20 protein-coding genes and 1 pseudogene are annotated in these 23807 nt (G+C 67.5%); 6 read left to right on the top strand and 15 right to left on the bottom strand.

The window, feature by feature from the left end; translation table 11 throughout:
- Nucleotides 1-79 precede the first annotated feature (79 nt).
- From A4R43_RS30545 to A4R43_RS30580, 8 genes and pseudogenes are all read right to left on the bottom strand, one after another.
- Nucleotides 80-415: a hypothetical protein gene (locus A4R43_RS30545; RefSeq protein WP_233520111.1), complete on the bottom strand. Its 336-nt coding sequence runs from the start codon at nucleotides 413-415 to the stop codon at nucleotides 80-82.
- A 334-nt stretch (nucleotides 416-749) separates the two neighbouring features.
- Nucleotides 750-2162: a phytoene desaturase family protein gene (locus A4R43_RS30550; RefSeq protein WP_110341472.1), complete on the bottom strand. Its 1413-nt coding sequence runs from the start codon at nucleotides 2160-2162 to the stop codon at nucleotides 750-752.
- Nucleotides 2159-3949: a DUF3556 domain-containing protein gene (locus A4R43_RS30555; protein WP_110341474.1), complete on the bottom strand. Its 1791-nt coding sequence runs from the start codon at nucleotides 3947-3949 to the stop codon at nucleotides 2159-2161. The genes A4R43_RS30550 and A4R43_RS30555 overlap by 4 nt, the downstream gene beginning before the upstream one ends.
- A 17-nt stretch (nucleotides 3950-3966) precedes the next feature.
- Entirely contained in the window at nucleotides 3967-5433 is a 1467-nt protein-coding gene (locus A4R43_RS30560; protein WP_110341476.1) for a class I adenylate-forming enzyme family protein, read from the bottom strand.
- Between the two features lie 165 nt (nucleotides 5434-5598).
- Nucleotides 5599-6870 (bottom strand): PucR family transcriptional regulator, encoded by a 1272-nt coding sequence (locus A4R43_RS30565; protein ID WP_233520110.1) that lies wholly within the window; start codon nucleotides 6868-6870, stop codon nucleotides 5599-5601.
- 148 nt (nucleotides 6871-7018) lie between these two features.
- The gene (locus A4R43_RS30570; RefSeq protein ID WP_168214115.1) at nucleotides 7019-8074 is read right to left on the bottom strand and encodes an IS256 family transposase; all 1056 of its coding nucleotides are present in this window, start codon (nucleotides 8072-8074) and stop codon (nucleotides 7019-7021) included.
- Between the two features lie 132 nt (nucleotides 8075-8206).
- Nucleotides 8207-9647 (bottom strand): annotated as a pseudogene (locus A4R43_RS30575) (cytochrome P450); the annotation flags it as partial.
- Between the two features lie 12 nt (nucleotides 9648-9659).
- The gene (locus A4R43_RS30580) at nucleotides 9660-10706 is read right to left on the bottom strand and encodes an LLM class flavin-dependent oxidoreductase (RefSeq protein ID WP_162788649.1); all 1047 of its coding nucleotides are present in this window, start codon (nucleotides 10704-10706) and stop codon (nucleotides 9660-9662) included.
- A gap of 167 nt (nucleotides 10707-10873) precedes the next feature.
- Here A4R43_RS30580 and A4R43_RS30585 point away from each other — a divergent pair, with 167 nt between their 5' ends.
- From A4R43_RS30585 to A4R43_RS30595, 3 genes are read left to right on the top strand one after another with little or no spacing between them, the layout of a single operon-like run.
- Complete coding sequence (locus tag A4R43_RS30585; RefSeq protein WP_110341482.1) at nucleotides 10874-11560, top strand: TetR/AcrR family transcriptional regulator; 687 nt, start codon at nucleotides 10874-10876, stop codon at nucleotides 11558-11560.
- Nucleotides 11553-12038 (top strand): PaaI family thioesterase, encoded by a 486-nt coding sequence (locus A4R43_RS30590; RefSeq protein ID WP_110341484.1) that lies wholly within the window; start codon nucleotides 11553-11555, stop codon nucleotides 12036-12038. Before A4R43_RS30585 ends, A4R43_RS30590 begins: the two co-directional genes overlap by 8 nt.
- A 54-nt stretch (nucleotides 12039-12092) precedes the next feature.
- Nucleotides 12093-13238 carry an acyl-CoA dehydrogenase family protein gene (locus A4R43_RS30595; protein ID WP_110341486.1) on the top strand — a complete coding sequence of 382 codons (1146 nt, stop codon included), beginning with the start codon at nucleotides 12093-12095 and terminating at the stop codon, nucleotides 13236-13238.
- A gap of 236 nt (nucleotides 13239-13474) precedes the next feature.
- Here A4R43_RS30595 and A4R43_RS30600 read toward each other — a convergent pair whose 3' ends face one another.
- Complete coding sequence (locus A4R43_RS30600) at nucleotides 13475-13996, bottom strand: TetR/AcrR family transcriptional regulator (protein WP_233520108.1); 522 nt, start codon at nucleotides 13994-13996, stop codon at nucleotides 13475-13477.
- A gap of 118 nt (nucleotides 13997-14114) precedes the next feature.
- Nucleotides 14115-14489 (bottom strand): oxidoreductase C-terminal domain-containing protein, encoded by a 375-nt coding sequence (locus tag A4R43_RS30605; RefSeq protein WP_369973573.1) that lies wholly within the window; start codon nucleotides 14487-14489, stop codon nucleotides 14115-14117.
- Nucleotides 14490-14563: 74 nt separating this feature from the next.
- On the opposite strand from A4R43_RS30605, the gene A4R43_RS30610 reads away from it, so the two are divergent.
- On the top strand, nucleotides 14564-14845 hold the full coding sequence (locus A4R43_RS30610; protein ID WP_110341490.1) for a hypothetical protein: 282 nt from the start codon (nucleotides 14564-14566) through the stop codon (nucleotides 14843-14845).
- A 390-nt stretch (nucleotides 14846-15235) separates the two neighbouring features.
- Here the strand turns inward: A4R43_RS30610 and A4R43_RS30615 are convergent, their stop codons facing one another.
- The gene (locus A4R43_RS30615; RefSeq protein ID WP_110341492.1) at nucleotides 15236-16144 is read right to left on the bottom strand and encodes an IS5 family transposase; all 909 of its coding nucleotides are present in this window, start codon (nucleotides 16142-16144) and stop codon (nucleotides 15236-15238) included.
- 497 nt (nucleotides 16145-16641) lie between these two features.
- Between A4R43_RS30615 and A4R43_RS30620 the strand changes: the two genes are divergently transcribed.
- Nucleotides 16642-17886 carry an IS256 family transposase gene (locus tag A4R43_RS30620; protein WP_110341587.1) on the top strand — a complete coding sequence of 415 codons (1245 nt, stop codon included), beginning with the start codon at nucleotides 16642-16644 and terminating at the stop codon, nucleotides 17884-17886.
- A 560-nt stretch (nucleotides 17887-18446) separates the two neighbouring features.
- The gene (locus tag A4R43_RS42965; protein ID WP_146240090.1) at nucleotides 18447-18791 is read left to right on the top strand and encodes a hypothetical protein; all 345 of its coding nucleotides are present in this window, start codon (nucleotides 18447-18449) and stop codon (nucleotides 18789-18791) included.
- Here the strand turns inward: A4R43_RS42965 and A4R43_RS30625 are convergent.
- The 4 genes from A4R43_RS30625 to A4R43_RS30640 form a co-directional block, all read right to left on the bottom strand.
- On the bottom strand, nucleotides 18786-19052 hold the full coding sequence (locus A4R43_RS30625; RefSeq protein ID WP_110341494.1) for a hypothetical protein: 267 nt from the start codon (nucleotides 19050-19052) through the stop codon (nucleotides 18786-18788). The two genes, A4R43_RS42965 and A4R43_RS30625, sit on opposite strands and share 6 nt — an antisense overlap.
- A 39-nt stretch (nucleotides 19053-19091) precedes the next feature.
- On the bottom strand, nucleotides 19092-20048 hold the full coding sequence (locus A4R43_RS30630) for a C40 family peptidase (protein ID WP_110341496.1): 957 nt from the start codon (nucleotides 20046-20048) through the stop codon (nucleotides 19092-19094).
- A gap of 3 nt (nucleotides 20049-20051) precedes the next feature.
- On the bottom strand, nucleotides 20052-21095 hold the full coding sequence (locus A4R43_RS30635) for a replication-relaxation family protein (protein WP_110341498.1): 1044 nt from the start codon (nucleotides 21093-21095) through the stop codon (nucleotides 20052-20054).
- Between the two features lie 126 nt (nucleotides 21096-21221).
- Entirely contained in the window at nucleotides 21222-23765 is a 2544-nt protein-coding gene (locus tag A4R43_RS30640; RefSeq protein WP_110341500.1) for a DUF8128 domain-containing protein, read from the bottom strand.
- Nucleotides 23766-23807 lie beyond the last annotated feature (42 nt).

A 23807-nucleotide genomic window follows, 5' to 3' on the forward strand; every position in this document is an offset into this window, starting at 1 on the left:
GCTGCCCGGCGGCGGGGGGCTTGCCAGGCCGTCAACCCGTACAGGATCGACGAACGCGAGGCTCACATGAGGTAGCCGACTACCTTCGGCTGCCCTGCAGAAAGCCGACGGCAGCTCCGGTGATCAGCGAGGCCGCCACCGTCAGAGCGATCTGCGCCGGATCACCGCCGGCGGGGCCGAGCAACACCAGCGGCAACATCAGTAAATAGCTGCTCATCGCGGCCACCGCGCCGTGCACGATGGGAATGCGCGCCCTGCCGACGCGGCGCGCCGCCACCACGAAAGCAACCAATGCCACGAGTGGAAGCCACAGCTGAGACAATGCTGGAGTCCAAGCGGCGACGAGCGGATGCGCAAGACTTCCCAGCAGCAGGACGGTGAATCCCGTAGACGCGCCACGTACCGCGAGCGGCATGTCGATGACGTCCCCAGGCGCTCGCTGCCCGGCTCCTCCTTGACCGGAGCCGCTTCGGCGGGTCCGCTCCGCATGCTGGCGGCGAACCGACGTCACACCCATGTGATCAAACCTCTCTGTCGCGCGGCGCTGCGCAGTTCCCGTTCGACGCCGCAGGCACGACCCGAACGCGGTGAGAGTATGCCGTGGATCACACGGCACGTGTGGGCCAACACTGGTCCGAACGGGCCAACGAACGAAACGGAGAGCCCGCCTGGGGTGCCAGACCAAAGGCCCCGTCACTGGCCTGGGGACTGTTCCAAAATCTTGTTGCTCGCACGTATCGCGAACCGCCTCAACTGAGTCGCCGCAGCGCCGAGCGTGCGGCGTTATAGCCGCACATCCCGTGCACGCCGCCACCCGGCGGGGTCGCCGCCGAGCAGATGTACACGCCGGGTATCCCGGTGTAGTAAGGATCGAGCGCCACTGTGGGACGAAAGGCGACCTGCAGCGGTGTGTTCTCACCGGTGATGATGTCGCCACCGACGTAGTTGGCGTTGTAGGTCGGCCACGCGGTCGTGGCCGTCACCGACCGGCCGACGATCCGGTCGCCCAGGCCTGGTGCGAACCGTTCGATCTGAGCGAGGATCGACTCGGTCGCGTCGCCCGAATAGCCGTGCGGTACGTGCGCGTACGCCCAGACCGGATGCACGTCCCCGGCCGATCTGGTTGGATCGGCGAGGTATTGCTGCCCCACGAGCACGAACGGGCGGACCGGCATCCGCCCGCGGCCGACGTCGCTCTCGGCGTCGGCCATCTCCTCGAAAGACCCTCCGACGTGGACGGTCCCAGCCCGGCGGCAGTCCGGGTTCGCCCATGGGATCCCCCCCTCGACCGCAAGATCGATCTTGAACGCCCCGGGCCCGTGGCGGTACCGCTCGTAGGCCCGCCGCACTCGTGCGGGCAGCTGGTCGCCCGCGACCTCGACGACGCCCCTCGGCGCCAGGTCGAGGAGAACGGCATCCGCTCGCGGCAACTCGGCCAGGGAGGCCACGCGCACCCCAGTCTCGATCTTGCCACCGAGGTCCGTTAGCAGCATCGCCATGGCATCGGTAATCACTCGTGAGCCGCCCTCGGCGACCGGCCAGCCGAACCGGTGCCCTGCCGCGATCAGCATCAACCCGATCGCCGACGTAGTCGGCCTGCCGAGCGGGTGGAAACCGTGTGCCGCGACCCCGCCGAACAGCGCCCTGGCCTCGGCACCGTCCCAGCGGCCAGCGGTCCAAGCCGCGGGCAGCAGTGCGCGCGTCCCGAACCGGGCGAGCCGAATCGGGTGCCGGGGCACATGGACAACCGGGCGCATGACGTCCTCGACCAGCTCGTCGAACCCTTCGGCCAGCGGGCCGAACAGCCGCCGCCACGCCCCGCCGTCGGTGCCGAGGCGCGCCGCCGTGTCGTCCAACGACCGCAGCAACACTCCGGCACGGCCACCATCCAGTGGGTGCGCTACCTCGATCTCCGGCCACCTCCAAGCGACGCCGTACCGGTCGAGGCTGAGTCCGCGCAGAAACGGCGACCCCAGCCCCATGGGATGGAATGCGGAGCAGTGGTCGTGCAGCACGCCGGGCACCGTCAGCTCGCTCGTGCGAGTGCCGCCGCCAATCCGGTCCGCGGCCTCCAGCACGGTCACGTCGATGCCCTCACCAGCCAGGGCGAGCGCGGCGGCCAGACCGTTCGGGCCGGCCCCCACCACGATCGCCTCGGTCATACCGCCCTCGGATCTTGGCGTGCCGCCTGGCTTGCGGGCGGGTTCGATCCCGCATTCGCGGCCGCGCGCGACCATGTGATGTGCGCTGGGATGTCACAGTCCCAGGGCTGGCGGGCCAGCATATCGGAGACGGCGACATAGCCGCGCTCGAACTCACCGATAGCCGCGTCGACAAGTCGGTAGCGCTGCCGCTGCCGCTGGATCGGCTGCGCGTCCAGGACAACGACGCGCACCTCGCCCTCCTCGAAGTGGCATCGCTCCTGCAGCGCGGCGACCAGCTGCTCGTTGTGCAGATGCCCATCGCCGAAGTTCCAGCCCAGGATCGGCCCCGCGATGAACTCCCCGTCGATCACAACGTAGCCCGTCTCGTGCTCAGGTCCTGCCGCCCGCGGGATCAACCCAAACAGAGCCCTGCCGTGCGTGTGCATGGCACGGAACGTATAGCCCTTGTGTGCGAGCAGGTCGGCCACTCGCTCGCCGTAGAGCTTTACGAGTTGCCTCCGCGGGAGCGTCGCGGCCTTCTTGACGTGCGTGTCCAGCTTCGCCACCGCGCTCGGCTTGAGCAACCACATCGAGGTGTCCCAGTTGCCCGCGTAGTAGCGCATTCCGATCAGGAAGGAGATCTTGTTCGGAAAAAGGTTACCGAGGACGACCCCGGCCGCCAGCGCGCATATCACCAGCGCCACCGGAAGTGGGTTGCTGATGTCGGCGAGCCCGTATTGCGCCTTGTCCACGAACAGGAACGCGATTCCGAACATCATGTATACGTTCCACTCGAGTGGCACACCCATCGGAATGCTGGTGAGGATAAGCAGGTGGAACGCGACCATGATCGCGGCTGCAACCAGCGTGACCGTACCGCCGTCGGAGACGAACAGGACGAGCGGCACCAGGTACTCGACTGCGGTACCGAAGTGCGCGAGGAATCGGCTGACGGCACCGGGTCGGAGGTCTTCCGGGTATCCCCGGTGCAGCCTGCGCTTGATCGCCTTACTGCGCACCAACGGCGTGTTGCTCAGCATCACAGCGACGACGTTTGGGAAGTGCCGGTTGAGCTTGGACGTCGCCGCACCCCACCAGATCGCGACCAGCACGAGCTTCGCGGCCACGATCATGTCGATCCCAGGCAGCAGGAACACGACGACGGCGGACAAGTAAACCTCGGACCGCGCCGCGAGGAAGATCATCTTGTCCCGCAACCCGAGCAGCGGCAGCAGCACCAGCAGCGGCACAAACCGGCTCGGCTCGATCATTCCGACCTGCGCATCGAGCCCGCCCGCGGAGCGATTCGCCGGGGCCAACAGGATCCAGAGCGTGGCGGCCAGCACTACGGCATAGAGCAACACGTCGACAACCGAACGCCGGGACCCGCTGGTGAACGGGACCTTGCCCGGCCACGGCGGCATCCGGATCGTGCCCGGTCGCAACCAGTGCAGAAACGCGCCGAGCGGTGGCAGGAATCGCAAGGTCAGCGGCCCGAACCCGCAGCCGAAGCCGAGCACTTCGAACAGGAGTGTCCACACGACGACCTTCTGGAACACCACGGGCTCGTCCCACCAGTCCGGGAAGTCCCAAAAGGCCCCAATGCCCGGAGTGAGCGAGGCGAAGAACAACCCGCCCGCGATGTAGCCGATTATCTTCGCGATATACAGCAGATACACGCCGTCTGGTGCACCGAACCCCGCGACCCCCCAATGCTGCACCATCGGCTTAATCCGCTCGGCGCGGGTCTTCGTGCGCCACTCGCCGTAGTCGACGTCAGGCAGGACTGGATTGATGAATCCCATGTCGGTCCTCCTCGCGGTCAGGCGGGCCGGCTGGCCATGGCAGCGAGCCGCTCGCGCAGTTGCGGTTTGTCGATCTTGCCGACCGGGTTCTTGGGCAAGGCGTCGATCAGATGAATCTCGGTGGGCAGCTTGTACTTGGACAGCCCGGCACGGCAGTGTTCGTGCAGCTCGGCTACGTCGACCGTCGCGTTCGGACGGGTAGCGACGAAAGCTGTCGGCACCTCGCCGAGCACCGGGTGTGGAGTTCCCACGACGGCGGCCTCCAGGACCTGGGTGTGCCCGTAGAGGACGGACTCGATCTCTTTGGGGTAGATGTTCTCGCCACCGCGGATGATCATGTCCTTGATGCGGTCGACGAGCACGAGGTACCCGTCCTCGTCGAAGCGGCCCACGTCCCCGGTGTGCAGCCAGCCGTCCACAATAGCCTTCGAGGTGTCATCCGGTCGGTTGACGTAGCCACGCATGACGTTGGGTCCGCGAACCACGACCTCGCCCGTCTCCCCCTTGGGGAGGACGTTCCCGGAGCGGTCCATGATCGCGACATCCTGGCCCTCAATAGGAAGTCCAACGGTTCCAGGCTTGCGGATACCGCCGACCGGGTTGATGGTCGATGCACATGTGCCCTCGGACAGGCCGTAACCCTCGACGACTGGGATGCCGAATCGGTTCTCGAACCGCTCGATGAGCGCCGCGGGCATCGGCGCGGCACCGCACACCGCCAGCCGCATCGAAGACAGGTCTGGTCGCTCCTCCTCCGGCCGTGCCAACAGCATCGCGTAGATCGCCGGGACCGCAGAGAAGTACGTCGGCCGGACCCGTTCCACCCGGCTGAAGAAGGTCTCCGGGTCGAACCGCCCCGCGATGGTCGACCGGCCGTCTACCAGCAACGGGGACAGAATGCTCACGACGATCCCGTTAACGTGGAACAGCGGTAGGATCAGTAGGCTGTGGTCGTCCTCCGAAAGCTCGACGGCCTTGATCGCCATGTCGCACATCGCCTGTAGATTGGCGTGGTCGAGCATGACACCTTTCGGCTTACCGGTAGTTCCGCTCGTGTAGATCAGCAGCGCGAGCGCCTCGCTCTCCTGCCTCACGGGTGGCTCGTCCCGGGGTTCCGCGGCGGCACACAGCTCGCGTGCGCCGATCGTGTCGACTCGCATCCCTGGGATGTCACTGATCAGCAACTTCGCTCCAGAGTCAGCGAGCTGGTACTCCGCCTCGGTGAGCGTCAGGTTCGGATTGATCGGCGTCACGGTGGCTCCGAGCCGCCATGCGGAAAACAATGCGATGACGAACTCGACCCGGTTCGGGAGCATGGCGGCAACGACGTCACCGGCAGCGACGCCACGCCCGCGCAGGAGCGCGGCGGCTGCCCGCACGTGCGCCAGGAACTGCGAATTGTTCAGCGAGAGGTCATCGTCGGACACACACAGGGCCTCGGGCGACCGCGCTGCGCGCGAGTCGGGCAGCACCGCAAGATGCATTTCGCTCCTCAGTCACAACGTTGTGATCCTGTAGAGGGCAACCGTAGAAGCGTTTCCCCTGGCCGCACATGGGCACGGCATACGAATCTTCCCAGGACGTTCGTGCGGACCGCACGAACGCGACGAGGCGGGCCGCCCGGCGGCCACCGGACGAGTGGCGGCTTGTCAAGCCTGTTCGGTGAGCACGCTCGTGCCGAGCCAGTGGCAGGCCTTCAGGGCGATCTCGATGTCCAGCTGGTCGGCGTCGATCGGCCTGCCGAGCTCCTCCTCGGCCTTGCGCACCCGGTAGTACACCGAGTTCCGATGCAGGGCCAGCATGGCTGCCGCAGACTGGTAACTGCCCCCAGTGGCGAGGAAGACGCGCAGGGTCTCGCGCAGCCGCGCGTGCTGGTCGTCGTCGAAGGCCAGCCTGCCGAGCGTGTCCTGGACCCAGTGCCTTGTCGCGCGTAGGTCCGCGCACATCAGCGCGATCGGGCCGACCTCGCGGAAGGCCGTGACGACCGGTGCACTCTCCCCCGCCGCCACGGCAACCGCCTGTGCCTGGCGCGCCTGCAGGTGTGTGCGGCGGAAGCCCCACACGTCGGTGCCGGGTTCGCCAACGGCGACCGAGATCCCCGGATGGCTCGGGCACATGGTCGAGCGGATGGTATCCACGTCCGGAGCCTCCCGACCGAGTTGCAGCCACGCCCATGCGGTGACTTGATCGTGCGGCAGGAACAACGGCAGCGCCCGGCAACCGAGGCACTCGGCCAGCTCCCGGGCGAACCGCTCGAAAGTCGACATGGCGCCGTCAGGCGGCACCGACCCGGTCGCCCACACGACGACGGCGAGGTGGCGCGAGCCCACCAGCCGGTAGCCGAGCGCCGCCTCGGCGGCGGCGATGTCCACGCGCTCCCCGTCGAGCAGCTCCCGGATGCGCGCCGCCCGCACAGTGTTGCGATCCTGCAGCCAGCGCTCGCGCTCGTCCTCATAGACCGCGAGCACCTGCTCGGTCACCCGGTCGATATACCCGAACGTGAGCGCCACAAGATGCCGCGCGGCCGCGCTGAGTAGCGACGCTTCGCCGCCCTGCCGGTCGAGTTCCTGCAGGCCATGCCGGAGGAATGTGTCGTGACCTAGACGGTAGGCACGCGCCAAGGCGTTCACCGCTACTCCGTGCTGGGCAAGCCGCCGAGCATACTCCGTCGCCGCAGGCGGCGCCTCGACCAGATCGAGGTCGATGCCGTGCTGCAGCACGTGCAGGGCACTGTCGACGTTGCCCTCGACACTGGCGCCGAGTAGCTGCACGAGACGCTCGTCTCCGCGCAGCGGTTCGATGTCGCTGGCCAGCCTGCTGCGGATCTCGAGCGTAAGCGAGCTCAGCCGGCGGTTGAGTGCCGCACCCACCGCGGCGACCCGCTCCGTGACCAGATTCGCGTCGCCGGTCGTGATGTCCACCTCCTTAAGTAATGTAATTCACCCGCCGAGCGTAAACCTCATCCCCACAGGGCTCGGGAGTGCTGCGGTGGGTGGAAGTACACGCGACACCCTCGAGCCCTGGGTTCGGCGGGGAGCGTCCGGCCGCCTGTGTAAGTGATCGTGGCGGTCATGGGGCGGGGATCCGCCCTTCGAAATAGATGGTGAACGCTTGCAGTACTTGTTTCCAGCCCGATGTTCGGATGCCGATGTTCGGCGTGCGGTAGTCCTCGAGGTTGCGGACGGCGAGGTAGAGCACCTTCAGCGCGGCCTGCTCGGACGGGAACTGGCCACGGTTGCGGGTGACCTTCCGCAGTCGGGCATTGAGCGACTCGATCAGATTCGTCGTATAGATCGCCCGCCTGACCTCGGGCGGGAACGCCAGGAATGGCGTGAACTCCTGCCAGTGGGTTCGCCAGAGCCGCACGATCGCCGGGTAGCGGGCCTCCCACTGCTCGGCGAAGGCCTCCAGCGCGGCGGCGGCCGCGGCCTCGTCGCTGGCGGTGTAGATCGCCTTGAGGTCCTTGGCCAACGCCGGCCAGTACTTGCGAGACGCGTAGCGCAGCGAGGCGCGGATCAGGTGCACCACGCACAACTGCACGGTCACCTGGGGCCACACGGTGGTCGCCGCTTCCGGCAGCCCGGATAGCCCGTCGCAGCACAGGATGCACACGTCCCGCACCCCGCGGTTACGCAACTCCGCGAGCACCGACATCCAGAACTTCGCCGACTCACCGGTGGAGGCACCCACCCACATGCCCAGCACCTGCTTGGCGCCCTCGCAGTCGATCCCGATGGCCAGGTCGTTGAACCCGTCCAGGCGGGTCTGGCCCTTGCGCACGATCTTCGGTTCGAAGCTGCCCCGCCAGTCTCGCGGCACCTGCAGGTCGACCGCGCCGGCCTCGGTCAGCAGCCTCTTCCCCGTGGCGCCGTTGCGGGAGTTGCCAGACCCGCGACCGGCCGGGTCGTGCTTCTCGTAGCCCAGGTGCTCGGTGAGCTCCTCGCCCAGGGCCCGCTCCAGCACGGCCTTGGTCACCTGGGACAGCAGGCCGTCCGGGCCGAGCAATTCGACCCCTTCGGCTTCGGCCTTCGCCAGCAGCTGATCAGCCAGCGCACCGTCGATCAACGACTCTTCCGCAGCCGGTCGAGCAGCCCTGCCCGCCGGCGCTGAATCGGAATTCGTCATCACGTGGTCCCTTCCCGAACCGCTTCCGCAGTTCAGAGTCGAGCCACGTCACTTACACAGCCGGTAGGACACGCCCGCGGCGAGGCCTTTGGCCGGGTCGGCTTGGTGTTTCCCGGGCAGGTCAACGGGGTGCAGGCGGACGGGGAGCCCGTCGGCGGGTACGGGAAGTGAGGTGTTATCCCAGCGGGCCTGGTAGCCGTGGGAGATGGTCCAGCGGGTGGTGCGGAGCATCTCGTGCAGGATGGTTTTGACTACGAGGGTGCCGAAGTGCATGCCGATGCATTTGTGCACGCCGCCGCCGAAGGGGACCCAGGCGAAGCGATGACTGTGGTTTTCGCGGCGGTGGGGGGCGAAGCGATCGGGGTCGAAGGTGTCCGGGTCGGTCCAGCATTCCGGCACGAAGTGGTTGAGGCGGGGGCGAGGGCGACGAGGGTGTCGGCGGGCAGGTAGTGGCCGAGGATGTCGGTGTCGGTGACCGTTTTGCGCATCACGAGGGGCACGGGAGCCAGTAGCGGAGGGATTCGTTGATGATCCGGTCGAGGGTGTCGAGGGTGTCCAGGGCGTCGATGTCGAGGGGGGCGTCGCCGAGGGCGAGGGATTCCTGCCGGGCTCGGTCTTGTCAGTCGGGGTGGGTGGCGAGGTAGTAGGCGGTGGTGGTGATGGTGGCGGTGTCGTGGGCCGCCATCATCAGAAAGATCATGTGGTTGATGACGTCGTCATCGCTGAAGTGCTCTCCTTCGGGGGTGGTGGCCTGGCACAGCGCGGCGAGGAGGTCCTCCCCGCTGCTGGCACGGGCGGCGGGCAGCTGCTGGGCGAAGTAGGCTTCGAGAACCCTGCGGCCGCGTACGCCGGCGCGCCAGCGGGTGCCGGGCAGCGGGGCGCGCACCAGCGCGCTGGCGGCGCGGACCGTGGCGACGAACGCCTGGTTGATCCGTTCGGTGTCGGTGGTGCCGCCGCGGCCGCCCATGAACACCTGGGTTGCGATGTCCAGCGTGAGGCGCTTGAGCAGCCAGTACAGCCGCACCGGCCGTTGGGTCGGCCAGGTGGGGATGGTGGCGCGCACGCAGGGGCTGACCTGGTGAGTGTCAGCCGGCGAGGCGGTCGCGAGTAAAGGCGTGCTGCATGATGCGGCGGTGCATCTTGTGCTCGTCGATGTCGAGCAGCATCAGCCCGCGGTGGAAGAACCGGTCGATGAGGAATCGCCAGCCGGCTTGGGAGAAGGCCTTGTCGGCGTTGGTGAACACGCGCTGGGTGGCCTCGGGACCGGCGATCACGGCGATGCGGGTGCCGAACGCGCCCATCCAGGTGACCGGGCCGTAGCGGTCGTAGCGTTCACGGCCGAACTCGGTGCCGAAGCGGATGTAGTCGAGCAGATGCCCGACCACCGGGGTGCCGTAGTCACCGCGGACCGGCCGCAGTCCGCTGCCCGCGGGCGGGGTGGCCAGGTCAGTGGTGGGCCAGCGGCGGCTGAACCGACGCCACGCCTGGTCGACGGCTGGGGTGCGGGTGCCAGCAGTACCGAGGACAGGCGCTGCCGCGCCGCCTGGGTGGTACGTTCAATGACGGGGACCATGACGGCTCTCCCTTATCTGGTAGGTGTGCTGGCGAGTGGGGCGAAGGCGTCGAGCACGGCGGTGGTGGCCGACGGGCCGGCGAAGGAAGGCGGATACAGCAGCGTCCGTTCGTACAGTCCCGCCCATCGCGCGGTGAATTGGCTGCGGACCTGCTCAGGTGTGCCGGACACGGCGATCGTGTCGATCATCCCGTCCGACACCGCGTCCACCATCGCCTCCAGGTCACCGGCGCGACGCGCCGCCCGGATGGCGCGCGCCTCGTCGGTGAAGCCGTGCAGGGTGAGGATGGGGTCGTAGGTTTTCACCGAGGCGTAGAACGCGATCTGCGCGGCGGCCATCCGCCGGGCGTGGTGTTCGTCGGGATGCACCGCGCAGATCACATACCCGGCCACAGGCACTGGCCCGGCGCGTCCGGCGCGATCGACGCCCGCCTGCAGCGCGGGCCGCACGATGTAGCGCAGGTATTCCGGGGTGAACAGCGGATGGCCCACCAGTCCGTCGGCCACTGCCCCGGCGGCGCGCACCATGCGCGTGTTCACCCCGGCCACATACACCGGCATCGTCGGCCGCGTGGGGGTTGCCACGGGCGCGGTGGGGATCACGTGTGAGCGGTAGAACCGGCCCTCGTGCCGCACCGGGCCCTCGTCCAGCCGCGACAACCTGCGCAGCAACGGCACCAGCTCCTCAATCCGGGGTGCGGAATGTTCCCCGGACAAGCTGTGCCAGTCCTGCTGCATGCGACGCGTGCCCGTGCCCAGTCCGAGGATCAGCCGGCCGCCGCAGAGCGCGTCCAGATCCCGCGCCTCGGTGGCCAGCACCAGCGGGCTGCGCCCGAACGCGTAGGCGATCCCGGTACCCAGGGTGATCGACTCGGTCACCGCGGCCATCGCCGCCACCGCGACCACGGCCGAGCGGTCGTAGAACTCCGCCGCCCACGCCGACTCGAACCCCGCTCGTTCGGCGTCCGCGGCCATCGCCGCCACTTCGTGCACATCTCGGCCGGTGCACACCAGGGATAGTCCCTTGCCGAACCCCGGGATGTCCGCAGGCCCAGCCACGGACGAGCGGTCAGCTGCCATGGACCGCACGACGTGACCAGAGCCATCCGCGGCCAGCTGGCCATCCTTCGACTGTCGCACCGGCATCGCCTCCGCCGCCGCTCGAACTTCTGACATAGGTCACAGTCAGAATGATTCTGACTGGAGGCTATGTCAAGATGACAGCTATGTCGGTGCCGAAGCGAAGCTATCGAGGGATCAGCGCCCAGCAGCGCCGTGACGATCGACGCCAGCAGTTGTTGGAGGCCGGGTTGGATCTGCTGGGCACCCAGGGGTGGCGGCAGACCACGATGACGGCCGTCTGTTCGCGGGCGGGTCTGACCGAGCGCTACTTCTACGAGAGCTTCTCCGACCGTGACGCGCTGTTGCTGGCGGTACTGGATCGGATCGCGTCTCAGATCCGTGACGTCGCGCTGCACGCTTTGGCTACCACCGATGGTGATCCCCACAGAAAAGCCACAGCGGCGATCAGCGCGTTCGTCGACCTGCTCACAAGTGATCCGCGTATCGGCCGCGTGGCCATGCTGGAATCCGCCGCCGCCGACCCGTTGCGCACCCGGCGGCACGAACTGCTGCGGGAGTTCGCCCAGCTGATCGCCAGGCAGGCCCACGCCCTGCACGGCGCCGACGCGCTCTCGGCACCCCATGACCAGATCGCCGGCCTCTTGCTCACCGGTGGCCTCGCCGAACTGCTCATGGCCTGGCTGGCCGGGGAGTTGCCGGTCAGTCGCCAGGACATCATCGAGGTCGCCGCCACCCAGTTCGCCGCCGCCACCCGGCGAAACCCAACCTCAACCCCTCACACGACTGCCTTGCTGGCCTCTAGTTCCGAAGGACCGACACGCGATGGCTGACCCCTCCCTCATCTCGCTGCCGCCGCACCACTCCCAGTGCCTGGGATGCGGTCCGGACAACCCGGCCGGCCTGCATCTGAAGGTCTACCGTGACGGGGACACCGTGGCCACCGACGTGGCCTTCGACGCCCGGCACCGGGGTGCCCCTGGCCTGGCACACGGTGGCGCGATCTCCGCGGCCTGCGACGACCTGTTCGGCTTCGTGCTCTATCTTGTGCAGGAGATCGCCGTCACCCGCACGTTGACGGTCAACTATCTGGCACCGGTGCCGCTAGGTCAGCCACACCGCATCACCGCACGCCTGCAGCGCCGCCAGGGCCGACGGCTCCACCTGGAAGCCACCGGTACCGGCCACGACGACGTGACCCGGTTCACCGCCGAAGCCCTGTTTCTCGTCGTCGACCGCGAACACTTCACGCCACACGGCGCCGACGCCGATGTTCTGGCCATGTTCAACCGACCGCCCGAACACCGCTGACAAGCACACGTGCCCGCACCCGTTGGGGAATGAGCAACAGCGAAGGAGCATGCCATGAGCGAGTACCGCAGCCGGTGGACGACCGCTGATCTTGACGAGTTCCGTGATCTGGCCCGTCAGTTCTGCCGGAAAGAACTGGCCCCGAACCAGCAGCGCTGGGCCGAGCAGAAAAGCGTCGACCGGGAGCTGTGGACCAAGGCTGGAGAGATTGGGCTGCTGTGCCTGTCCATCCCGGAGGAGTACGGCGGAGGTGGTGGTTCGTTCGCGCACGAGGCCGTGCTGCTGGAAGAGCAGGCCGCCAGCGGCGACAGTTGCTGGGGTGTGGGGCTGCACAACGCGATCGTGGCGCACTACCTGCTCGCCTACGGCACCGAGGACCAGAAGCGGGCGTGGCTGCCTAAACTCGCCACCGGCGAATGGGTGGGCGCCATCGCCATGACCGAACCGGGAACCGGCTCCGACCTGCAAAACGTGGCGACGAAAGCGATCCGTGACGGCGATGGCTATGTGGTCAACGGCGCCAAGACCTTCATCACCAACGGCGGCCAGGCCGACGTGGTGATCGTGGTCGCCAAGACCGATCCAACCCTGGGTGCGGAGGGCATTTCGCTGGTCGTGGTGGAAACCGACCGCGCGGGATTCCGGCGCGGACGGGTACTGGACAAGGTCGGCCTGCACGGCCAGGACACCGCGGAGTTGTTCTTCGACGACGTCCGCGTCCCGGCCACCAACCTCCTCGGCACCACCGAGGGTCAGGGCTTCCTCCAGCTGATGCAGCAACTCCCGCAGGAACGGCTGCTCATCGGCATCACCTCGGTCGCCGCCCTGGAAGCCGCGCTGGAAGACACACTGTCTTACACCAAAACCCGGCAGGCCTTCGGCCGGCAGATCTTCTCCTTCCAGAACACCAAGTTCACCCTTGCCGAGGCCGCAACCGAGGCCCGAGTGTGCCGGGTGTTCCTCGACGACTGCATCAGCCGGCACCTCGACGGCGGCCTGGACGTGGCCACCGCAGCCATGCTCAAGTGGTGGTGCAGCGACCGAGCGATGCGGGTGATCGACAACTGTCTCCAACTCCACGGCGGCTACGGGTACATGAGCGAGTACCGCATCGCCCGCGCCTGGACCGACCAGCGAGTCCAGAAGATCTACGGCGGCACCAACGAGATCATGAAGGAGATCATCGCCCGCACGCTGTAACTCGACGTTCCCCGGGACCAGGTGCGCTGAAGCCGCAGCCGCCAGGGCTTCGGCGGCCAGTGGTCGGCGTCCTGCGGACACGTGAGCGACGACCCGCCCGCACGCTCGCCAACCCGTTTCGGCTCAGCGCGACAGCGCACCCGAGCTCCGAATGCTCCGTGACCGGCTGGTGCGATGGCACACAACGCGACTGGCCGGGTTAACCGCGGCGTCTGGCCCCCGGCTCTGGTCCGTCGTCAGCGGTAGCGTAGGGGTGTGCGGGTCCGGGAGGGTTGGCCGCCGAGCACTCGGGCGGCCAGCCAGGCGAGGCGGTCGGCAGTATGGGCCGGGGACTGTGCGGGTTGCATGACGTGGCTGAGGACTGTCCGGACGATCACATCGATCACCACGCTGACCTGCTCGTGTGTGAGGTCGGGCTGGTAGGTCGTCACACGCTGCGTGAGCATCGCTGTGGTCCGGGTGATCAAGGTGTTCGCCTGGGTGGTGAGCAGCGGGAGCAGTTCGGTGTCCGCGCCGTAGGTGGCGGAGGCGATCGCACGGAGCAGGAGGTTGCCGGCGGCGAGGTCCAGCACGTCGCGCACTGCGTCGTGGATCGCTTCGACGAGGTCGGTGGGGTGGCGGTCGAAGGCGTCCCGGACAACGGCGAGGAACTGGTCGAGGTGGTGGTCCACCATGGCGTCGGCCAGCGCGGCCTTGGAGCCGATCTCGTTGTAGACGGTCTGGCGGCTGACACCGACGTGGTCGGCCAGCCGCGCCATGGTAACCGCTGACCAGCCGCTGCGAGCCGTCAGCTCGATCGCCGCAGCGATGATCGGCTGGCGGTACTGGCCGCCGACCGTCGGTTAGGTGGAGAGGGTTCTGCCCATGGCCGCCATGTTAGGCGGCTGTGGTCGTGGTGGCCGCGAACGCGACCGCTTCCGCCCACGAGCCCCGGGCCGCGACGCGTCGCCGGTACTTCATGATCTCGCGTGGCCGGTCCACGGTGAACGCGCCGACGATCCGGTCACCGCGCCGGTACAGCGCGGTGAACCCCGCCTCAGCGGGCACGGCGACCACGACCTCCTCAGCGCGTGGGGTGCCGACGAACTGGATGCGGTGGCCGTACCAGTCGGACCAGAAGTACGGCACCGGTACCAGCGGGCGTGCGGCCGCTGGGTCGAGGGCGTGGCGGGCGGCGGCCGCGCCTTGCGCCACATCGCCCGCCGCATACACACCGGGCAGGCCGGTCGCCAAAGTGGCGTCACAGATCACTGTTGCCGTCTACAGTGTGATACAACATGTCGCTAGGTCAGCTTGGCAACACGACCCGGAAAAGAGGCAAGGAAGTGGACAAGGAACAGCACTTCGAGCTGCTCCGGGAGAGTGCGGCCAAGGTCAAGGAGCTCCAGGATCGGCTCCAGAGCATTCGTGATCAAGAGGCGGCGCTACAAGCCCAGCGAGTCACAACGCTCGAAGAGCTCAAGAAGGCCCGTGACGCGCGGTTCGAACGCATGACTGCGGCGATCGAAGACAACGTCCCGAAGGCGCAGGTCGCCCGCGAACTCGGCATGGACCGCACCAACCTCTACAAGCTGCTTGAAGGCAAGGACGACAACGCCGACGCGTGACCGCGTCGCATAATCGTCTGCGCAATGCTGGCTCGCGCAGGTCAGGATCGAGGCACCCGCCTTCATGCGTAGCCATGCCACTTGCTCGGTCGACTGGCGTCGTTGAGCGCGAGGAGGCTTGCGACAGCTGGCGAAGTTCAGCGACCGATAAGGAGGCCATCCTTGAATCTGTGGCTGCAAACCGCAACAGCGTTGGTCGCGGCGATCGGTGCGTTCGTCGGCGTGAAGCTGTCGGTTCGAGGCAACGACCGTGCGACGATCCAGCGGGAGATCGCCCGCACGTCGCGAGGAGTGGTGGCGTCGCTTCACATGGGCGGCCGAGTTGACCCTCGACGAGGCGGCGGTCAAGCGCGCAGCTGGACTCCGAGTGCTCACTCAGCTAGGAGCTGTTTAGGAATTGGTCTTGGTGAGGTTGCGTAGCCAGATGTCGATGGTGGCGACGTGGAGGGTGGCTTCGTAGCGGACGGCGAGTTTGTCGTAGCGGCTGGCGATGGCGCGGTGGTGTTTGAGCTGGTTGATGCCGCATTCGACGGCGTGGCGTTGCCGGTAGTGGTGGGGGTTGAAGGCGGGTGGGCGGCCACCGGCTGATCCGCGGGCGCGGCGGTGGGCAGTTTGATCTTTGGGGGTCGGGATCGTGGCCGCGATCCCGCGTGTGCGCAGGTAGGCCCGGTTCGAGCGGGAGGAGTAGGCCTTGTCGGCCAGCACGCGCCGTGGGCGTGTGCGCGCTCGTCCAGGTCCGGGCCGGGGCACCCGGATCGCGTCCAGCACGCTGGTCATCTGAGGGCTGTCACCGCGTTGACCGGCGGTGATCACCAGTGACAACGGTTTGCGTCCTTGTTCGCAGGCCAGGTGGATCTTCGTGGTGAACCCGCCCCGGGACCGACCGAGCGCGTGGTCGCCCGGCTCGTCGCCGGGCGGTTCGACCTGCTCATCGGGTCGGCGGCGGGCCCCGGACGCGTGCTGGTGGGCCCGATTGATCGTGGAATCCACCGACACCTGCCAGTCGATCAGCCCTGCCCGGTCGGCCCATGCCCACAGCATCGTGAGAATCCAGGGCCACACGCCCTCCCGTTGCCAGCGACGGAACAACTGATAGATCGACTGCCAGTGCCCGTACCGTTCCGGCACGTCCCGCCAGGGAGCACCGACTCGTACCCGCCACCGGATCCCGTCCAGCAACTGACGCCACGTCCACTTCGGCCGACGACCTGCCACGGGTCGAGGCGGCAACACACGCTGCAACGCCTGCCACTGCCGGTCCGTCAAGTCTTTACGCGCGCCCACCGATACGCTTCCCACCGAGGTCTCCGGATAGATGCTGATCTTCTTCGTCGTTGATCCATCTACCGGAGACCTCGCTACACCCACACACCAGGGCCCCTTCTTAAACAGCTCCTAGCCCTCTCTGAACTCTCGCAGCGGGATGAGCACTTGGTCCTCGACGCCTTTCCGGCGCGCGTGCTAGGCGAAACCGAACCTGACATGCCACCCGGTACAGCGGAAGAGCAAGTTGCGGCAGCACAACTGAGACTCGTACTCGACCGTGTACTTGGCGATACCACGCCTGACTACGTGCGCCGCTTGGCCGGCGAAAGCCACACCCTTAGATCCGCGGCCAGGCGGAACCGTCGGATCCACACTGCTATTCAGCTAAGCACACTCGCCAGTTCCATCGTCAGACTCAGCCTCATCGGCACTAGGCGGGGGACTGTAATTTCGTTGGTGTAACTCCTGAGGTGAAGGAGACATCTGTGACTGATGGGACGGGCAACGGCGGCGAGGCGAAGGCTCCGGCGATGGCGGATGGAGTGGACGATCAGCTGGTGCAGCAGCTGGCGGATCGGGCGCGGGCCGAGGGTCTGCAGTTGACCGGTGAGGGCGGCCTGCTGGCGATGCTGACCAAGAAGGTGGTGGAGTCGGCGTTGGAAGGCGAGATGGACGACCATCTCGGCTATTCCAAGCATGACCCGGCCGGCCGCAACGGCGGGAACTCTCGCAACGGCCGGCGCGGCAAGAAGGTGCTGACCGAGGCCGGCCCGGTGGAGATCGCTACCCCGCGGGATCGCGACGGCAGTTTCGAGCCGCAACTGGTGGGCAAGGGCCAGCGCCGGCTGACCGGGCTGGATGATCTGGTGATCTCGTTGTCCGCCAAGGGGCTCACGCATGGTGAGATCGCCGCGCACCTGGCCGAGGTGTACGACGCCGAGGTGTCCAAGCAGACCATCACCACCATCACCGACCGCGTGATGGACGGCATGGCCGAGTGGCAGAACCGGCCGCTGGATGCGGTGTATCCGGTGGTGTTCATTGACTGTGTGAATGTCAAGATCCGTGAGGGCAACGTCGCGAACCGGCCGATCTATCTGGCGCTCGGCGTCACCGTGGAGGGCACCCGCGACATCCTCGGGCTGTGGGCTGGCGAACACGGCGACGGCGAGGGAGCCAAGTACTGGCTGCGGGTCCTCTCGGAGATCAAGAACCGCGGCACAGCCGACGTGTGTATCGTCGTGTGCGACGGACTCAAGGGCCTGCCCGAGGCCATCGAAACCGTGTGGCCGCAAGCGATCACCCAGACCTGCGTCGTCCACCTCCTGCGCAACAGCTTCCGCTACGCCTCCAAGCGGGACTGGGCGGCGATCGCGAAGGACCTCAAGCCCCTCTACACCGCGCCCAGCGAGTCGGCGGCACTGGACGCGCTGGCTGCCTTCGGTGACAAGTGGGAGGCCCGCTACCCGGCGATCATCAAGCTATGGGAGAACAGCTGGGCGGAGTTCGTGCCGTTTTTGCAGTTCGACGCCGAGATCCGCACCGTGGTGTGTACCACGAACGCCATCGAGTCGATCAACGCGCGGATCCGACGGGCGGTCAAGGCCCGTGGCCACTTCCCGACCGAGGCCGCCGCGCTCAAGTGCGTCTACCTAGCGTTGATGAGCCTCGATCCCACCGGCACTGGGCGCAAACGCTGGGTCGCCCGTTGGAAGGCGCCGTTGAACGCTTTCGAGCTCACCTTCCCCGGACGCCTGACCACGAACAAGAAGTAGAACCGACAAGATCAGTTACACCAGCTTCTTGACAGACCCTCAGGCGGGTTCCTCGCCGCTACTTTGGTGCGCTGCCGCACTTAGCGGTTTCGTTGCTGCCGCAATCAGCTTCTCGATGTACTTCAAGTTCAAAGAACGAGAAACCAATCTCTGCAGACCGCAGAGAGCGTCGAGGCCCAATAACCTCGTCTGGTCTTCAGCAATAGTTGATACGACAGCACCCTGCCGCTCTGATCGGATCAAGTCTGCCGTTGCTGCTCGAAGCTCATGCGGCCGTAAGGGTGGCAGTTAACGCACAGGCAGTCGCAATCTTCGGGTTCAGGCACACCGACGGGTCGGACGGGGCGGCCAATCTTCATTCCCACAGTGCGTCGTGGGATCGGCCTTGGAAGAGGCAGCCACGGCGTACCGGGTGCGCGCCACCAACGGCTGAGTCCTTCAAGTGTGTACACGAGTCCGACGAGCGGACCGCAGGGATCAGTCGGCTCGTACCACATCGGCACGTCGTCCCGGTGCGGCGTTGTGCGGACCTCACCACTCGAAGGGTCTACCCACCCAAGGTGACCTCGGTTCAAGATCGTGACGAAGTTGGGCCACAGTTCGTGAGGGTTTCGCCCGGCCCAGTCACGAATCCGCTCAGCAATGAGACTCAAGCGCAGATCACTGTGGTAGGCGAAAACGCCACCACTGATCGGCACATACGGAAACTCACGATCCCCGATGATCACCTGGAACGTGCCTTCGACATCACACCGCGCAGCGCGTTTGAGCTGGGCGAGGTGATCCAGGGAGGCAACCAGGCTCTTCGAATCCAAGGTGCTCTTGACCTCGATGGCTGCGTGCACGCTGCGTGGGACGATCAGTGCTCTGCCGTTTCGCAGGACGCGATGCGGCGGCACCTATGAATCTGCGAACACAATGTCGTGCTGTTTGTGCGACGTACCATCCAAGTTCTGGACGGTTGCGCGCTGGATGATCGGGTAGCCACGAAAACGAGCCTGCAGCAGTTCCAACAGTGCTGCTTCCCGCTCTGACCGTGTGTCGTCTGGGTGAAGGTTTGCGCTGAGGTGGTACTCGTGGTCAAGCCGGACCACTTCTTCCAGCAAGGCGCGCCAGTCGCCTAGCGCTTCCAGCTCCTCTGACGACAGGTCGGTTTCCTGCTCCATGGCTCCCTCGGCTCCGCTCGAACTCACCGTACCGGCGCACTAGAGCCAAGGATCGACCGCAGGACGGCTCGCCGCGAGATAGTCGTCCCCGTTCCAGCGGTAGTTGCTGACCTGGACCGGCTGGCCGAAGGTCGGGGCGTGCACCATCTTGTCGGCGCCGATGTACAAGCCGACGTGGTGGACGTTGCCGGGTGTTCCGTAGAAGACCAGGTCGCCGGGGAGCAGCGGTTGGCCGGCGGGCACCAGTGGACCGGCGTTGTACTGGGTTTGCGCGGTGCGGGGCAGGTTGATGCCGGCGGCGTTGTAGGCGGCTTTGGTGAGGCCGGAGCAGTCGAAGCCGGCGTGTCCGCCGGCTGGTCCGTTGCCACCCCAGACGTAGGGCAGGCCGAGTTGGCCGCAGGCGAAGTTGATCGCCATGATCGCGGCCGGGTTGGGTGCCTGGATCTTGTTGCAGTCGCCGGTTCCGACGGTGGCGGTGCCGTAGCGTTTTGCTTGTGCCAGAACGCCGTTGACGTACTCCTCGGAGTGGTTGTAGGCGAACAGTGCCTTGCGGATGTCTTTCTGTGCTCCGGAATCGCACAGGTAGAACGCGGCGGCGTAGATGGCGTCGTGTGGGTTGTAGCGTGACGGTGGGTTGGCGCCTCCGGGCGGGATCGTGTGGCGTGTGATGACGCCGTCGAAGGTCGGTTTCAGGAACTGCATGGGGCCGCCGGCTCCCATGTGGTTCTCGCCTTCCTTGATGCCGTCGCCGGAGCCGCGGCCGTGTTTGGATTCGGCGTCGCCGATGGCGGCGAGGATTGTCCAGTCCAGCCCTGGGCACACGGTGGCTGCGGCTCGGTAGAGCGACAGGTAGTCGTTGGGGATCTCGGCGATCGCGGCCTGGCTCGGCTCGGTGCCACCGGTGCCGAACAGGGCACTGACGATGGCTTTGCCGACACCTCCGATGAGGATGGGGATGGCGATGATGGCCGCGACAGCGGCAACGGCGATCTTCATGGGTCACCTCCGGAAGCGGCTGGTGGGGAGCGGTGGTGGAAGTGGGTCCGGTGCGGCCAGTTCCGTGGACGCCTGCTGGGCCTTGGCCGCGGTCGAGGACGGCGCCGTGGTGGGCGGGTCTGTGTGGGGCCAGAGCTGGGCGAGTTCGGCGAGCCGCAGCCGGCCCGGCCGTCGTGACGCCGGGCCGGTAATCGGCAGCCACCGGGCGACGGCGGGGTCGTTCTCGCTGGCCACACCCGCGACATCTGCAGCGCTGGTGGCTACAGGCACGAGCGCGGGCCGGTCCAACTGGGACAGTGCGTCGGCGAGCGCCCTGCGCGCGGTGGTTTCGCGGCGGTTGGTGGGCAGCCACACCAGGACGGGTGTGGTGATTCCTGTTGCGGTGGCGAGCTTTTCGTAGCCGTGCAGCTTGCGGCCGAGCTTGCCGAGGTCCTCGGTGCCGAAGTCGAATTCGAGGAAGAACTCGATTTGGTGGCCGTCTTCGCGCCAGCGGCCGTAGGCGTCGGGGCGGACCATGTCGCCGAAGAGCCGGCCGCAGCGCAGTTCGGACCACCACGCGGTCAGGCGTCCGCGGGCACCGGGCTCCCGGCTCAGTGCGACGAGGCTCGTGAAGAAGCCGTTGACGCCCACGGTGTGCGCGAGTCGCAGGGAGTGGGCGATGCCGATGGCGTCTTCGTGGCGATAGCCGAGTTGTTTGGGGTCGAGACCGTCCTCGTAGGCGAGCGCCACGGAGCCGGCGATGTCGAGCACGTAGTGCATCGGGGCGGTGCCGGAGCTGACGAACGGCTGGAAGCGGTCGACGACGCGCCACTTGAACAGGTCGAGCAGGCGGTGGTTGGCCGCGCGCATGGTCGGGTAGCAGAGCTCGACGATCTGCTGGGTGGTGAAGACCTTGTGTTCGTTCAGCATCCGGGCCAGCCACCGGTCCCGGAGGGTGAGCCGCCCGGCGAGCTGGGCATGGTGCTCCCCGGTGGTGGCCGCCCGTGGTGTGGGGCGCTGGGGCATGTGCCCGCGCAATGCCCTCTGAGGCGTGGGATTCGAGATCATGGGTAGGCACCTCCCAGGCGTTGGCCGGAATGGGGAAGGCGAAGGGCAACGCATGCGGGCATCACCGGAGCGGACGTGCGCAGTCAGTGAGCCCGCATGCGTTGCGGGAAAACGGGATTCGGCGAGTCAGGCCGCGCGGCGCGGGTCCACAGTGGGCTGATCCGCGTGGCGCGTTGCGGCGTCGGCGTCGGTGACGGGCGGGCGCGTGTTGACCCTGGCAGCTTTGCGGATCGCCTTGGCGCGTCCGGGAATCGCGGGCGGAAGCTTCTCGGTCACCGCGGTGAACGGCGGTGCTTCCTCGCCACCCAGGACGAGCCGGGCGGCGACGTGGTAAACGCCGAGGTTGGACAGGTCGTGATCAGAAAGCCGCGGCATGGTGTGCCGCGAGAGTCGTTTCGCGTCCTCGGGGCTGGCGTTGAAGAAGATCTTGCTGCGGGCGTTGGTGCTGATGCCCTCTTCGAGCTCCTTCGGTAGCTGCCCGAGGTACTGGTGCGCCAACGCCATGGAGAGCCGGTAACCACGGGCTTCGGCGAGCATGTCCTCCAACGGATAGGCCAAGTTCAAGAAGTTGTGGCACTCGTCCACGTACAGCCCACAGTCGCGGCGTTGACGCTGCGGGACGCGGGCCCGGCGGGTGGCCGCTTGCCAAGTGCGGGCCACGACGATGGAGCCGACCAATCGCGCGGTTTCCATCCCCAGCGCGTCGCGAGCGATGCGCACCAGGCAGATCCCGCCGGTGTTGAGCACCTCGTCCATGTCCATAGTGGACGTTCCACCGGCGATGGCGGCGCGGACGAACGGGCGCAGCAGGAAGCCGCGGATTTTGTTCATCAGCGGCGCGATCACTTGTGCGCGGCTGGCTTCGGACAGGTCGTCGTACCAGGACCAGAAGCCCTTGAGGACCTCGTCGTCGATCTGGTCGCAGGCTCGTTGCCGGAACGCCGGCACGGTGAGCAGCTTGGGCAGGTCGACCAGGGTCGGCGTGCCGGGCATCGCGGTCAGCGTGAGCAGCCCGGCGCGGAGGATGTCGTCAGTGCGCGGCCCCCACGAGGAGGCGTAGATCCGGGAGAAGATGCTGACGAGGTTGTCGACCGCGCGGGCCTTGTCAGCTCCCTCCAACGGGTTGAGCACCGGCGGGCGGGCTCGGGAGTCGGCGTCGAACAGCACGACTTTCTCGCCCAGTTCCTCGGGCAGGCGCATGAGGATGTCGCTGACCAGGTCGCCCTTCGGGTCGACCACGACGACACCGCGGCCGGCCTCGGCGTCGGCCAGGATCATCCGGGCCATCAGCTCGGACTTGCCTGAGCCGGTGGCGCCGAGGATGTGCAGGTGGTGGCGGGCGTCGGCGACGTGCAGGCCGACCGGGCGAGAGTGCCCGGAGTCCGACAGCCCCAGGGGCTTGATCTGCTCGCCGATCGTGGCGATGCCCGGCGGGGGCGGCACAGCTTTCGCGCCGGCCCGCTGCAGGCCGGGTGTGGACTCGTCGATCGGCAGGTGCGCGATCGCGGCCAGCTCCGGGATCGACAGCAGGTCGCCCTTGCCCAGGCGGCGTTCGGCCAACACGGCAACCGGGTCGCGGCGGATCCGAACCCGGCGGTAGTAGTTGTGCTCGGAGTAGGCGGCGAACGCCGAGGCGATCGCGTGCCCGCGGCCCCGCAGCACCTCCCGCACCGCCTGGACCTCGCCCGAGGTGACGTCCTCGGGCACGGTGGTGGCCACGGCGTAGCGGATGCGGGTCTCGAACTGGTTCGCCCGCAGCTTCTCCACGACCGCGCGGTCCTGGGCGGCGTACTCCAGGCTGGTCTGCCGATCCAGGCCCGGTGTCCGCGTGCTGGTCGACCGCTTCGGGGTCTTGCCCGGCGTGATGGCGTCGAGCAGCCGGCCGACCAGGTGGACCGACCCGCCCGCGTGCACCCGCCGCGCCGCGCGCCGGGCTTTGGTCACCCGGTGGCCGGCGACGGGGCGGGCGAGGATCTGCACGCAAGCCCGCTCGTGCGGGCCGAGCCCGACCGGCGCGCCGAGCATCGCCCGGATCGGGTCGGCCGGGTGCTCGGTGCGGATCGGCAGCGCCTCCGAGCGGGCCAACCGCAGTTCACCGCCGGCCGCTTCGACGCGCCGGCCCGCTGCCGCCGTGGTCGGGATCGGCGGCTTGGCGAGGGTGGTGCGGGTGTGCGCGCCGGGCCAGGCGGCCTCGATCGCGCGCTCGACCATGCCGGGCGGCACCAGGCCGGGCACCCACAGGCGGATCTGCACACCGTCGTCGGTGAACGTCAGCTCGAAGGCCAGGTGCGGCTGCCCGCCGAAGCGGCGCAGCCAACCGGGACGCAGCAAGCCGACGAGGTTGGACCACACGGTGATCGCGCCCGTGGGGTCGACCGTCGGTGGCGCGAGCACGGTGACCAGGCGGGCATCGGTGGCCAGGCGCTGGTGGTAGCGGCGGCGCCACCGGCGCCGCGCGACGACCGCGGCGGTGACGACGACCGCGAGCACCGGCCCGACGATCGGGCCCCACGTGAGGGCAAGGTCGCGCAGGTGCGCCAGCACGTTCTCGAAGGCGCCGAGCGGGTCACGCAGGTAGTCGCCGACCGGTGACGCGAGCCCGTCCGCGGCCTGCTCGACCCGCGGAGGGACGAGGGCGGACAGGGGTGTGGCAGTGGTTGGCCAGGACATCGGGAACCTCCCCACGCAAAGCGGTCGACGGGACGGGCGCGA

The sequence above is a fragment of the Amycolatopsis albispora genome (assembly GCF_003312875.1).
In the GTDB taxonomy this organism is placed as follows: Bacteria; Actinomycetota; Actinomycetes; order Mycobacteriales; family Pseudonocardiaceae; genus Amycolatopsis; species Amycolatopsis albispora.